The sequence below is a fragment of the Sphaerisporangium corydalis genome (genome assembly GCF_025506355.1).
GTDB classification, from domain to species: domain Bacteria; phylum Actinomycetota; class Actinomycetes; order Streptosporangiales; family Streptosporangiaceae; genus Sphaerisporangium; species Sphaerisporangium corydalis.
Map to the genome: position 1 here is coordinate 1 of NZ_JANZYP010000027.1, position 12,921 is coordinate 12,921.

12 protein-coding genes are annotated in these 12,921 nt (G+C 71.6%); 7 read left to right on the top strand and 5 right to left on the bottom strand.

The features are described 5' to 3' along the window. Positions 1 to 37 precede the first annotated feature (37 nt). Positions 38 to 1,024 (bottom strand): GNAT family N-acetyltransferase, encoded by a 987-nt coding sequence (locus NYZ98_RS19495; protein WP_380708167.1) that lies wholly within the window; start codon positions 1,022 to 1,024, stop codon positions 38 to 40. Positions 1,025 to 1,265: 241 nt separating this feature from the next. Here NYZ98_RS19495 and NYZ98_RS19500 point away from each other — a divergent pair, with 241 nt between their 5' ends. After that, positions 1,266 to 2,951 (top strand): sensor histidine kinase, encoded by a 1,686-nt coding sequence (locus tag NYZ98_RS19500; protein WP_262844253.1) that lies wholly within the window; start codon positions 1,266 to 1,268, stop codon positions 2,949 to 2,951. A gap of 145 nt (positions 2,952 to 3,096) precedes the next feature. Here NYZ98_RS19500 and NYZ98_RS19505 read toward each other — a convergent pair whose 3' ends face one another. Continuing rightward, positions 3,097 to 4,125 (bottom strand): LacI family DNA-binding transcriptional regulator, encoded by a 1,029-nt coding sequence (locus tag NYZ98_RS19505; RefSeq protein WP_262844254.1) that lies wholly within the window; start codon positions 4,123 to 4,125, stop codon positions 3,097 to 3,099. A 137-nt stretch (positions 4,126 to 4,262) separates the two neighbouring features. Here NYZ98_RS19505 and NYZ98_RS19510 point away from each other — a divergent pair, with 137 nt between their 5' ends. From NYZ98_RS19510 to NYZ98_RS19530, 5 genes are all read left to right on the top strand, one after another. Continuing rightward, positions 4,263 to 6,149 (top strand): glycoside hydrolase family 127 protein, encoded by a 1,887-nt coding sequence (locus NYZ98_RS19510; RefSeq protein ID WP_262844255.1) that lies wholly within the window; start codon positions 4,263 to 4,265, stop codon positions 6,147 to 6,149. Continuing rightward, positions 6,146 to 7,507, top strand: coding sequence for an extracellular solute-binding protein (locus NYZ98_RS19515; protein ID WP_262844256.1), 1,362 nt, complete (start codon positions 6,146 to 6,148; stop codon positions 7,505 to 7,507). The genes NYZ98_RS19510 and NYZ98_RS19515 overlap by 4 nt, the downstream gene beginning before the upstream one ends. 1 nt (position 7,508) lies before the next feature. Continuing rightward, positions 7,509 to 8,408 carry a carbohydrate ABC transporter permease gene (locus NYZ98_RS19520; RefSeq protein WP_262844257.1) on the top strand — a complete coding sequence of 300 codons (900 nt, stop codon included), beginning with the start codon at positions 7,509 to 7,511 and terminating at the stop codon, positions 8,406 to 8,408. Continuing rightward, positions 8,405 to 9,307: a carbohydrate ABC transporter permease gene (locus tag NYZ98_RS19525; protein WP_262844258.1), complete on the top strand. Its 903-nt coding sequence runs from the start codon at positions 8,405 to 8,407 to the stop codon at positions 9,305 to 9,307. Before NYZ98_RS19520 ends, NYZ98_RS19525 begins: the two co-directional genes overlap by 4 nt. Positions 9,308 to 9,404: 97 nt before the next feature. Then, positions 9,405 to 9,980 carry a GNAT family N-acetyltransferase gene (locus tag NYZ98_RS19530; RefSeq protein ID WP_262844259.1) on the top strand — a complete coding sequence of 192 codons (576 nt, stop codon included), beginning with the start codon at positions 9,405 to 9,407 and terminating at the stop codon, positions 9,978 to 9,980. Positions 9,981 to 10,080: 100 nt separating this feature from the next. On the opposite strand, the gene NYZ98_RS19535 is transcribed toward NYZ98_RS19530, so the two are convergent. Genes NYZ98_RS19535 through NYZ98_RS41380 form a run of 3 tightly spaced genes read right to left on the bottom strand, consistent with a single transcriptional unit; the run spans position 10,081 to position 12,177 of the window. Then, entirely contained in the window at positions 10,081 to 11,361 is a 1,281-nt protein-coding gene (locus NYZ98_RS19535; RefSeq protein ID WP_262844260.1) for a cytochrome P450, read from the bottom strand. 10 nt (positions 11,362 to 11,371) lie between these two features. Beyond that, positions 11,372 to 11,563 (bottom strand): ferredoxin, encoded by a 192-nt coding sequence (locus NYZ98_RS19540; RefSeq protein ID WP_262844261.1) that lies wholly within the window; start codon positions 11,561 to 11,563, stop codon positions 11,372 to 11,374. Further along, positions 11,560 to 12,177 carry a TetR family transcriptional regulator gene (locus NYZ98_RS41380; protein WP_316249581.1) on the bottom strand — a complete coding sequence of 206 codons (618 nt, stop codon included), beginning with the start codon at positions 12,175 to 12,177 and terminating at the stop codon, positions 11,560 to 11,562. The genes NYZ98_RS19540 and NYZ98_RS41380 overlap by 4 nt, the downstream gene beginning before the upstream one ends. A gap of 130 nt (positions 12,178 to 12,307) precedes the next feature. Between NYZ98_RS41380 and NYZ98_RS19550 the strand changes: the two genes are divergently transcribed. Continuing rightward, on the top strand, positions 12,308 to 12,781 hold the full coding sequence (locus NYZ98_RS19550; RefSeq protein ID WP_262844317.1) for a metallophosphoesterase family protein: 474 nt from the start codon (positions 12,308 to 12,310) through the stop codon (positions 12,779 to 12,781). The last annotated feature ends 140 nt before the right edge of the window (positions 12,782 to 12,921 follow it).

Consider the following 12,921-nt stretch of genomic DNA (forward strand, 5'->3'; position numbering starts at 1 on the left):
GCGGCTTGGCCACCCGCTACGACAAAACTCCCGAAAGCTACGAGGCCGGACTCCACCTCCGGGGCTCGATCATGTGGCTGAAACTCCTCACCTCAACCACATGATCCGAACCATAAACAGCTCCTAGTTCGGCCTCCTGGCCGGCGTTCCCCGCCTCGGCGAACCCTGAGCTCACCACGACCAGCCCGCCGACGCCGCGGGCGGCGCACTCGCGGGCCACGCCGGTCACCGCGCCGGCCGGGGTGGCCACGACGACCAGATCCACCGGGCCCGGGACGGCCGCGATGGCGGGGTGGGCCGGCAGGCCGCACACCTCGGTGGCCTTGGGGTTGACCGGGAAGAGGGGGCCGGGGAAGCCGCCGTCGACCAGGTTGCGCAGCACCCGGTGCCCGACACCGCCGGCGTCACGGCCCGCGCCGACGACCGCCACCGAGGACGGGGCGAACAGCCTCGCCAGCGAGTTGCGCTCCGCCTCGTGCTCCCGCGCGTCGATCATGGTCAGCAGCTCGGCGCTGGTCGCGGTGGAGATCTCGAACCGCACCCACCCGTCCGCGTAGGTGCGCCGGAACGCCAGGCCGGCGTCCTTCAGCAGGCCGATCACCGGCGTGTTCCCGGCCAGCACCTCGGCCACCAGCTCCTTGACCCCGTGCTCGGCCGCGTCCAGCGCCAGGTGCTCCAGCAGCACGGTTCCGAGGCCGTGGCCGTGGACCCGGTCGTCGATCAGGATGCCCAGCTCGGCGCGCGCGGTGGAGTCGTCCCCGATGTACTCCGCGATCCCGGCCAGGCGGCCGCGGATCAGCGCCACCAGCGCCCGGCCCTGGTAACGGGGTCCGGTGACGCGGTCCATGTAGGCGTGCGCCGTGGCGGTGCCGCCGGTCGCGAACCGCAGGTAGGTGGAGCGCTCGGAGGAGGCGTCGACCAGGCCGTGCAACGCGGCCCGGTCGGAGTCGCGCAGCGGCCGGACGTGCGCGATGCCGCCGTCACGCAGCAGTACGTCGCATTCCTCGGGCGAGGTAGGTGTCATATCTCCAAGGTCCCGCGCCGACCCGTGCCGCCCATAGGGCCGAAGTCCCCTGCGACCCGGGACCCTCGTCCCTGCGTGCCCCGGCGAGCCGAGCACCGGCGGAGTTTCGTCCCTGCGTGTCCCGCGAGCGGCGCGGGCCCCTCGTTCCGCGTGTCCCGCGAGCGGAGCCGGGACGCCGGGATCCCGGCCCGGCGGTGAGGCGGCCTGTCGCGCCGTCCGGGGGAGATGTCAGAATCGCCGCATGAGCTCCGACGATCCGCATCCGCTGATCCCGAACATGCGGCTGGACGAGTTGCTGGCGGAGCTCCACTCGCGGCTCGAGGCCGTCCTGTCCACCCGCGACCGGGTGCACTCCCTGCTGGAGGCCGTCGTGGCCATCGGCAGCGACCTCCAGCTGGAGACCGCGCTGCGGCGCATCGTGGAGACGGCCACCCACCTGGTGGACGCCAGCTACGGCGCGCTCGGCGTGATCGGCGAGGAGAACACCCTGCTGGAGTTCATCCCCGTGGGGCTGAGCCAGGAGGAGATCGCCCGCATCGAGCACTGGCCGCATGGTCTCGGCCTGCTCGGCCTGCTGATCAAGGAACCCCGGTCGCTGCGGCTGGCCCGCATCTCCGACCACCCCGCGTCCCACGGCTTCCCACCCGGCCACCCGCCCATGGGGTCCTTCCTCGGTGTGCCGATCCGCGTGCGCGACGTGGTCTTCGGCAACCTCTACCTCACCGAGAAGCGCGGCGGCGCGGAGTTCGACGAGGACGACCAGGCCATCGTCACCGCGCTGGCCACCGCCGCCGGGGTCGCCATCGAGAACGCCCGCCTGTACGAGGAGACCCGGCGCAGGGAGATCTGGCTGCAGGCGTCCTCCGAGGTCACCACCAGCCTGCTGTCGGGCGCCGGCGTCGACGCCGTCCTCACCCAGGTGGCCAAGAGGGTCAGGGAGATGACCGGGGCGGACGTCGCCCTCATCCGGTTCCCCACCGAGGACGGCGAGGCCCTGCGCGTGGTGATCGCCGACGGCGCCCCCGAGCTGGTGGGCACCGAGGTGGCGGTGATCGGGTCGCTGTCGGGGGCCGCGTACCTGAGCGGCGAACCCCGCATGGTCAGCCACCTGGACGCCGGCGACGCGGAGATCGGCGGCGACGTCGAGATCGGGCCGGCGGCGGCCGTCCCGCTCGGCGCGGCCGGTTCGGTGCGCGGGATCCTGGCCCTGGGCAAGCACCCCGGGCGGATGCCCTTCACCCAGTCGATCCTGCACATGCTGCACGCCTTCGCCGGTCAGGCCGCCGTCGCGCTGGAGCTCGCCGAGACCCGGAAGGACGCCGAGCGGCTCGGCCTGCTGGAGGACCGCGACCGGATCGCCAAGGACCTGCACGACGTCGTCATCCAGCGGCTGTTCGCGGTAGCGATGACCTTGATGAGCGCGGTGCGGCTGGTCGACCGCCCGGAGGCCTCCGGGCGGCTCCAGCACGCGATCGACGAGCTGGACGAGACGATCCGCCAGATCCGCTCCACCATCTTCGCCCTCCAGGTGCCGCGCGGGGCCGACGAGCCGAGCCTGCGCGCCCGCATCGTGGAGCTGCTGGAAGGCGCTCGCGGCCACCTCGGCTTCATGCCGGGCCTGCGCATGGAGGGCCAGCTCGAGAACGCGGTGCCCGCCCCCGTGGCCGAGCACCTTCTCGCCGTCCTGCGCGAGGCCCTGTCCAACGTCGTCCGGCACGCCAAGGCCTCCAAGGCCGAGGTCTCCGCTGAGGTGTCGGACGGCAGGGTCATCTTGGTCGTGCGGGACAACGGCGTCGGCCTGCCCGAGGACGGCCGCAGGAGCGGCCTGCGCAACCTCGAGGAACGCGCCGCCCAGCTCGGCGGGTCGTTCCAGGCCGGACGCCCGGCGGACGGCGGCACGAGGATCACCTGGAGCGTGCCGCTCTGACGATCCCGCCCTGACAGGGGCCGGGTGAGGCCGGCCGCCGCGCAGAGGCAGGGTAAGGCCGGCCGCCGCACACGGGCGGGGTGAGGCGGGCCGCCGCACACGGGCAGGGTGAGGCCGGCCGCCGCCGAGAGGCGGGGCCGCCGGTTCAGGTGCCGCGCCGGGTGGACTCGCGGACGACCAGGCGTGCGGGAACCGTCCGCACGCCGTGCTCGACCGGTCGCCCGGCGATGCCGTCGAGCAGGTGGCGGGCCGCGAGCCGGCCGACCTCGCCGAGGTTCATGTCGACGGTGGTCAGCGCCGGCCGGCTGCCGAGCGCCATCGGCTCCCAGTTGTCGAACCCGACCAGCGCGACGTCGTCGGGGACGCGCCGCCCCCGGTCGCGCAGGGTCTCGGCGACGCCACGGGCGATCTGGTCGCTGCCGCAGAAGATCGCGTCCACGTCGGGGGCGGCGCGCAGCAGGACGTCCGCGCCCTGGCGCCCCCATTCCTCGCTCCACTCACCGTGCAGGACCGGCCCGGCCGGGCGCAGGCCCGCCTCGCCGAGCGCGGCGGCCATCCCGGCAGCCCTGGCGCGGGCGGCCTGGAAGCCCTCGGGCCCGGTGACGTGGCCGACGCGCGTGCGGCCGGTCGTGAGCAGGTGCCGGGTGGCGAGGGCCCCGCCGCCCTCGTCGTCGGGGACGAGCGACAGGTCGGACTCGTCGAGGGACTGCGTCATCGCGTACACGACGGGGACGGGCAGGTCGCGGCCGATGCCGGGGCGCGGCTCGGTGCGCCTGCCGGTGACGATGATGCCCTCGACCCGCCGGGCCAGCAGCCGTTCGACGTGGTGCCGTTCCCTGATCGGGTCGTCGCGGGTGTCGCACATGAACACCGAGATCTGCCCGTCGCCCAGCGCGTCCTCCGCGCCCAGCATCACCGGGATGCTGAAACGGCCGAAGCTGTCGCAGGTGATCAGGCCGACCGTGTAGGTGCGGCCGCCGAGCAGGGCCTGGGCCAGCGTGTTGGGGCGGAACCCCAGCCGCTCGGCCGCCGCCGCCACCCGGGCCCTGGTCTCCTCCCGCATCCTGCCGACGCCGTTCAGCGCCTTGGAGGCGGTGCCGATGGACACTCCGGCGGCGGCGGCGACGTCGTGGATCGTCACCGTGCGGCCGGCGTTCTGGGCAGGGTTGGGCAACCGTTTTCCTCCTCGCTCACCGCACACTACCGCCACCGCGTCGCGACCCGCACGCGGAAGAACAGGGCTCTTGACGGGTGATGTATCACATCCTACTGTCCGCAAGGAAAACCTATTCTCAAATTCCTGGGAGTGCGATGCCTGACTTCCGTGACCAGATCCGCGGCCCGGCCGTCCCCTCGGCGGGCACGAGACGGCCGCTCGGCGTCGGCGACGTCGAGATCGGTGGCGGGCCCTTCGGGCGATGGCAGCGGATCAACCGCGCGGCCGGCCTCCCGCTCGGCCTCGACCGGATGGAACGGTCGAGCGTGCTGGCCAACCTGAGGTGGGCCGCGGGGGAGGGGACCGGGCCCTACCGGGGATACCGCTTCCAGGACTCGGACCTGTACAAGCTGATCGAGGCGATCGCCTGGGAGCACGGGCGGGAACCCGGCGCGTCCTACCCCGCGTTCGTCGCCGGGTCGGCCGCCCTGCTGGCCAGGGCGCAGCGCGCGGACGGCTACCTGAACTCGCACTACCAGACGGTCAAGCCGGACAAGGTCTTCGCCGAGCTGGAGTACAGCCACGAGATGTACTGCGCGGGGCACCTGTTCCAGGCCGCCGTGGCCGCCGCGCGGACCGGCTGCGGCGCGGAACTGCTCGCCGTGGCGCGACGGTTCGCCGACCACCTCGTGGCGGTGTTCCTGACCGGCGGCGACGACGGCATCGACGGGCACGCGGAGGTCGAGACGGCGCTGGTCGAGCTGTACCGCCTCACCGGCGAGCGGTCCTACCTGGAGCTCGCCGCCAAGCTGGTCGGCAACCGGGGCAAGGGCATGATCGCCGACAGCGGCATGGGCCCGCTGTACGCCCAGGACCACCTGCCCGTGCGCGAGGCGGACACCCCCGTCGGGCACGCCGTGCGGCAGCTCTACCTGGAGGCCGGGATCGTCGACGTCTACCTGGAGACCGGCGACGAGTCCCTGCTGGAGTGCTCGGTGCGCCGGTGGGAGGACATGGTCGCCACCAAGACCTCCATCACCGGCGGCAACGGCTCGCGCCACGACGGCGAGGCGTTCGGCGAACGGTACGAGCTGCCGCCCGACCGGGCGTACAACGAGAGCTGCGCGGCCATCGCCGCCGTCCACTGGAACTGGCGGCTGCTGCTGGCCACCGGGCAGTCCCGGTACGCCGACCTGATCGAGCGCGTCCTGTACAACGCCTTCGCCGCTTCCACCTCGGCGGGCGGCGACCGGTTCTTCTACGTCAACCCGTTGCAGCGCAGGGCCGACCTCAGCGAGGACGCCTACCTGGGCAGGCGCCGCGAGTGGTTCGCCTGCGCCTGCTGCCCGCCGAACATCATGCGCCTGGTCTCCTCGCTCGGCCACTACGTCGCCACGACCGGCGACCAGGACGTCTCCGTCCACCAGTACGTGCCCGGCCTGATCCGGGCCGGCGCGGTCACCCTGGCCGTCGAGACCGGCTACCCGTGGGACGGCCGGGTCGTGTTCACCGTCCAGGAGACGCCGGGCACCGAATGGACGCTGAGGCTGCGGATCCCCGAATGGAGCCGGGCGTCCGGCCCGGCACCCGGCCCGGACGGCTACGCGGCCGTCCGGCGGGCGTGGCGGCCGGGCGACACCTTCACCCTCGACCTCGACATGTCCCCCCGGCTGGTCCACCCGCACCGCAGGATCGACGCGCTGCGCGGGTGTGTGGCCGTCGAACGGGGCCCGCTGGTCTACTGCTTCGAGCAGGCCGACCAGCGGGGCGCCGACGTCGAGGACCTGGCCCTCGGCCCCGGCACCGAGCTGCGCGTCCTCGGCGGCCGCGACCTGCCCGGCGTCGGCGAGACCGTGCTGATCGAGGCGGACGCCCTGCGCCTCCCCGCCCCGCCGCCGTCCGGGCTGCCGTACTCCACCTCCACCGTCCCCCCGACCGGCACGAAAGTGACCGCCACGGCGATCCCCTATTTCCAGTGGGACAACCGGGACGGTGGCGTCATGCGGGTCTGGATCCCTCTCGCGCAAGGAACGAGCACATGAAACGACGGGATCTGCTGAAGATGGGCGGCCTCGCCGCCCTTGGTGCCACCGCCGCCTGTGGCGGCGGGGCGGACACGGCGGGAAAGGTGCCGCTGCAGTTCATGTACTGGGGCTCGACGTTCGAGCAGAAGGCCATCGCCAAGATGCTCCAGGCCTTCGAGCGGAAGCGGGCCGGCGTGCGGGTCACCCCGCTGTTCACGCCCGACGAGTACGACGTGAAGCTGAACACGCTGGTGGCGGGGAACCGGATGCCCGACGTCGGCTACGTGCCGATGGCGATGTCGTTCCGCCTCGCCGAGCAGGGGAAGCTGCTCAACCTCTTCCCCTACCTGAAGAAGTACCCGCAGCTCGCCGGCTACCTCCCGGACGCCTACCTGTGGTCAGGGCAGGACAGGTTGCACGGTGTGGCGACCGCCAACGAGATCGAACTGCTCTGGTACAGCAGGCCGGCGGTCGCGGAGGCGGGGATCGCGCCGCCGCCCGCCGACGCGGCGAGCGCCTGGACCTGGGACCAGCTCGTCCAGAACGCCTACAAGCTGACGGTGGACCAGAGCGGCAGGCACCCCGACCAGCCCGGATTCGACCCGAAGCGGATCAGGCGGTTCGGCGTCTCCTGCAGCCTGACCTACGCCCCCGCCTGGTACGGGTTCCTGCGCGGCAACGGCGGGGACTTCGCCGACGAGGCGGGCAGGAGGTGCCTGCTCGACACCCCGGAGGCGATCGAGGTCTTCCAGAACCTCCAGGACCTGGTGTACGAGCACCGGGTCGCCCCCGGGCCCGGGCAGCTCGCGGCCACCGGCGACGAGGTGCCCGGCACGAGCATCCTGCTGAAGACCAGGCGCGTGGCGATGGTGGTCGACGGGCACTGGAGCCTGCTCGACATGAACGAGAGCAAGGCCGACTACGGCATCGGGGTGCTGCCCAAGTACGCGGAGCCGTACACCACCACGCAGGTCGCCGGGGCCTCCGCCGTGTTCGCCGGCACCAAGCACGTGGAGGAGGCGGTCGAACTGTTCGCCTTCCACATCGACCCCCGATACGTCGACCTGTACGCGAAGGGGTTGTGGATGCCGCAGGAGCGCAAGTACTACGAGGACCAGGCGGCCATCGACTCCTGGACCAGGAACGACTCCCACCCGCCGGAGTTCCGCACCGCGGTCGTCGACTACGCGCGCGAGCACGGCGTGCCGGCCTTCGGCAACCGCGTCAAGGACATGACCACGATCTCCAGCGACCTGCTCACCCCGGCGCTGCAGGAGATCGAGAGCGGCAAACGGCCCGCCGCGGAGGTCCTCAGGGAGGTCACCCCCAAGATCACCAGTAGGCTGCGGGGCTGGCAGCACACCCAGGGGCTGTGACATGCCCCCTCTTTCCGGTCAGCGGCGCATGGAACGGCGCTGGGGCCTGCTCATGGCGGTGCCCGCGATCATCGGGTTCGCCGTCTTCACCGCCGGGCCGATGATCGCGTCGTTCCTCTTCAGCCTCACCGACTGGCAGATCGGCGGCACTCCGTCCTTCGTGGGCCTGGACAACTACACCGCGCTGGCCGGCGACGGGCTGTTCTGGAAGTCGCTGACCGCCACGACGTACTACACCCTCGGCGCCGTCCCGCTCGGACTGATCATCGCCTTCGGCGTGGCGATGCTCCTGGACCAGAAGGTGCGCGGGCTGCCCGTCTGGCGGACCATCTTCTACCTGCCGACCCTCGTTCCCGCGATCGCGAACGTGGTCCTGTGGATCTGGATCTTCAACCCCGACTTCGGCCTGCTCAACTCCGTGCTGCGCCAGGCCGGGCTGCCCGCCGGGCAGTGGATCTACGACGAGTCGAGCGCCGTCCCCTCGCTCATCGTCATGAGCACCTGGGGGTTCGGCAACACCATGGTGATCTTCCTGGCCGGCCTGCAGGGGGTGCCGCGGCACCTGTACGAGGCGGTCTCGATCGACGGCGGGGGGCCCCTGCGGCGCTTCTGGCACGTGACCCTGCCCATGATGACGCCGACCATCTTCTACAACCTCGTCGTCGGGGTGGTCGGCACCTTCCAGGTCTTCAACCAGGCGTACGTGATGACCGAGGGCGGGCCCAACCAGGCCACCCTGTTCTACGTCTACTACCTGTTCCGCAAGGCGTTCATCGAGAGCGAGATGGGGTACGCGAGCGCTCTGGCCTGGGTGCTCTTCATGATCATCATGGTGCTCACGTTCATGATGTTCCGCAACGCCCGTCGCTGGGTGTACTACGAGATGGCGGGCGCCCGATGACCTCGGTGGCGGCACCGGAGAAGCCGCGCACGGGACGGGCGGCCCCTCCGGCCACCCGGCGCGGTCCCAGAAGGTACGGAAAGGCACTGGTCTACCTGGCGCTGGTGGCCGGCGCCGTGCCGACCCTGCTGCCGTTCGTGTGGCTGGTGCGCAGCGCGTTCATGCAGGACGCCCAGATGTTCGTCGCGCCGCCGCAGTGGATCCCCTCGCCGTTCCAGTGGTCCAACTTCACCGAGGCGCTGACCGCCCAGCCGTTCGGGCTCTACTTCCTCAACACGGTGATCATCGCCGTCATCAGCGTGCTCGGCACCGTGCTGACCTGCTCGGTCGCCGCGTTCAGCTTCTCCCGGCTGCGGTGGCGGGGACGCGACGCCGTCTTCGCGGTCCTGCTGAGCGGGGTGATGCTGCCCTACGCCGTGACGCTCATCCCGACCTTCGCCATGTGGCAGGAACTCGGCGCGCTCGACACCTACATCCCGCTCACCGTGCCGAGCTGGTTCGCCGGGGCCGGCGGCGGGGTGTTCAACGTGTTCCTGCTGCGGCAGTTCTTCCTGACGATCCCCTTCGAACTGGACGAGGCCGCCTACATCGACGGCGCCTCGCCGTGGCGGGTCCTGTGGACCATCGTCATGCCGCTGTCCAAGCCGGCGATCGTCGTGGTGACCATCTTCACGTTCATCGGCACCTGGAACGACTTCCTCGGGCCGCTCCTCTACCTCAACGACGAGCGCAAGTACACGCTGTCGCTCGGCCTGGCGTCCTTCCAGAGCATCTACATCACGCAGTGGGGCTACCTGATGGCCGCCTCGGCCGCCGTGATCGCGCCGGTCATCGCGCTCTTCTTCTTCCTGCAGCGCTACTTCATCGAAGGGGTGACCCTCACCGGCATCAAGAACTGACCTCCCGCCGTGCCCTTCGGACCGGCCCGGAGGGCGCGGGCGCAGCCGCGTGGAAATCCAGGTGATCGGCGGGTGGCCGGGCGCGAGAATGCCTGCCATGACTCAGGCGACACTGCGAACCGCCCGCATCCGGCTCGTGCCCCTGTCCGACGGGCACCTCGAGGACGAGGTCGAACTCGATTCCGACCCCGAGGTGATGCGGTACCTCGGCAACGGACGCCCCCGGACCCGGGAGGAGGTGGAGGTCTTCCACGGCCGGCGGCTCGCGGCCGCCGAGCGCGTCCCGGGGCTCGGCTTCTGGGCCGGACTCGTCGACGGGCGGTTCGTCGGCTGGTGGATCCTGGAGCCGCCGGAACGCCCCGACCAGGGCCCGGCCGAGGGGCAGGCGGAACTCGGGTACCGGCTCCTGCGCCGCCACTGGCGGCAGGGACTGGCCAGCGAGGGGGCCCGTGAGCTCGTCCGGCACGGGTTCGAGGATCTCGGGCTGACCCGCGTCTTCGCCGAGACGATGGCGGTCAACACCGCCTCCCGCGCGACGATGGTCGCGGTCGGCATGCAGCACATCCGTACGTTCCACATGGAATGGGACGAACCACTGCCGGGCACGCATCTCGGCGAGGTCGAGTACGCGATCACCCGCGAACAGTGGCTGACCGCCCGGGCCACCCCCTGACCCTCGCCGTCTCACGCGGCGGGTCAGGGGGCCGCGACCCTCTGACCCGCCGCGCGACCGGCAGGGATCCCGGCCGAGGCCGGGCTCCCTGCCGCCTACGTCACGGCCGGTCGATGCGGAGCGGGAGCGTGCGCGGGCCGCGGACCTGGCCGGTGGCCCACCGCACCGCCGCCGGGTCGGCGAGGCTGAAGTTCGGGAACCGCTCCAGCCAGACCTCCAGCGCGACCCGCAGCTCCATGCGGGCCAGGTGGGAGCCCACGCACCGGTGGATGCCCAGGCCGAACGCCGCGTGCCGGTTGACCTCACGGTCGATGACGACCTCGCCGGCCTGGTCGAACTGGGCCGGGTCGCGATTGGCCGCCGGGAACGACAGCAGGACCCAGTCGTCGGCCTTCATGTCGACGCCGTTCCACCGCATGTCCTCCTTGACCAGCCGCGCCATCGTGACCGGCGCGTACGCCCGGAGGAACTCCTCCATCGCGGCCGGCAGCAGGGAAGGGTCGGCGACCAGCCGCTCACGGTCCGCCGGTGTCCTGGCGAGATGCCACAGCGAGGCGCCGATGGCGCTCCAGGTGGTGTCGATGCCGGCGATGAGCAGCAGGGACATCGTGCCCGCCACGTGGCCGGGCTCCAGCTTGCTGCCGTAGAGCTCCGCGTTGATGAGGTAGGTCGTCAGGTCGTCACGCGGGTTGTCGACGTGGTCGCGGATCTGGGCCAGCAGGTAGCCGAACAGCTTCTCCATCCGGGGGATCCGCTCCTCGGGCGGCAGGTTGACCCCCTCCAGCGCGCTCTCGACGAACTCGCGGAAGTGCGGCCCGTCCTCGGGCGGGAAGCCGAGCATGCGGGCGATGACCCGCGTCGGGATGTGCTGGGCGTAGTCGTGGGCGGCGTCGACGACGTCCTGCCCGGCCAGGCCGTCGATGAGGGAGTGGCAGAACTCCCGCGTCTCCGGCTCCAGATGGGCGACCGCGGACTTGGTGAACGCCGGCAGCAGCAGCTTGCGCGCGTCGTGGTGGAACGGCGGGTCGGAGGAGATCGGCGGCACGCCGCCCACCGGCGCCAGTTCGAGCGGCGGCCGGACGTTGCTCACGACGATCGCGCGCGAGGAGAAGCGGTCGGTGTCGTAGGCGATGGCCGCGATGTCCTCGTAGCGGGTCGGCAGCCAGGCGCCGCCGAACCGTTCGGTGTGCGCGATCGGGCAGCGCTGCCGCAGGTCGTCCTGGATCGGATAGGGATCGGCCGCCCACTCCGGCTCGGCGTGGGAGAAGTCGGTCGTCCAGTCCGAGACCGGGCCGGCGATCACCTCGTTCCGGACGCCGACCGTCCGCGTCCGGAGCCTGTCGTTGAACTCCTGCTGGTCGAAACGGCTGTCGCTCGTCATGCCAGGCCTCCTAGAGGATGTCGATCGCCCGTTCGGGACAGTTGGACACGGCCAGCCGGGCGGTGTGCTCCTCGCCCGGCGGCACGACGCCGTCGCCGGTCACCTGCCCGTAACCCTCCTCGTCGTCGTGGAACAGGCCGGGGGCGAGGTCGTAACATCGGCCGTGGCCCTGGCACCGCTCGGGGTCGATCTTCACTTTCATTCGGGCACTCCCCTCCGTGCTGTGGTGTCGTCGGGAGCCAGCGCGCTCACCACGCGGGTGAGCAGCGCGGTCCATTCCTCGTCGTCCACCTCGTGCGTCCCCGGCGGGAGCAGCGCGCTGCCCATCGTCAGCAGGAGGCAGAAGTGGGCGAGCGCGTCCGGCGACAGCCCGGGGTCGAGCTCGCCACCGGCCTGGGCGGCGCGGAAGAGGCCGGCGAGCCAGCCGCCGCGCTCACCGGAGTAGGCGCTCATCGCCCGGGCGACGTCCTGGTCGCGGCGTGCCGCCACCAGGGCCTCGACGATGAGGTGGCCGCCGAACGCGCGGTGGTGGGACAACCGGCGGCCGGCCATGACGAGCAGATCGGCGATCGGCCGGTCCGGGTCGGCGGCCAGCAGGTCGGCCAGCAGCCGTGGCCCGTGCGCGCGGAGCGCGGCCACCAGCAGCTCGCCCTTCGACGCGAAGTGCGCGTAGAGCGCCCCGTTGCTCACCCCGGCGGCCGCCGCGATGTCGGCCACCCGCGTGCCGTCGTACCCGCGCTCGGCGAACACCCCCGCCGCCGCGTCCAGCAGCCGCTCACGGGTCTCGGCGGCGGTGACGCCCGCGATTCGCCCCACTCAGGAATCAAATAATCGTTCATTTCATTTGTCAACACTTGTCCTGCGGCCTCCGGAGAGCCTTGGCCGCCGGGGCGATCTGGGACCATGGACGTGGTTCCGGGCGGGGTACGGGGGTGCGGTGAAGGTAGTGGTCCTGTCGGACACCCATGCTCCGCGACGGTGGAAGGCATGCCCGCCGAGGGTGGCGGATCACCTGCGCGGTGCCGACGTCATCCTGCACGCCGGCGACGTCTGCACGGGGTGGGTGCTCGACGAGCTTGCCGCGTACGCGCCGGTCCACGCGGTCAAGGGCAACAACGACGGTCCCGACGTCGAGGCCCCGGAGACGCTCGAACTGGACCTCGCGGGACTACGCGTCGCGATGATCCACGACAGCGGCCCCGCCACCGCCCGATGGTCCCGCCTGCGCCACCGCTTCCCCTCCGCGGACCTGGTGATCTTCGGCCACTCCCACATCCCGCTCGACCACACCCAGGACGGCCTGCGCATCTTCAACCCCGGCTCCCCGACCGACCGCCGCCGCCAGCCCCACGGCACCCTGGGCCTCCTCCACATCCACCACGGCCACCTGCTGTCGGCCGAAATCGTTCCCGTCACCTGACCGCCCTGGCGCTCGCGGACGCCCTTCGAAACGTTGTGGCGCGCTCACATTGCGTGATCTTGTGATGCGGGTCGATGATGACCTTTATGCGCGGATGTGTGCTGATACCGGGCGAAGGTGGAGCGCGCCATGCGCGCCGG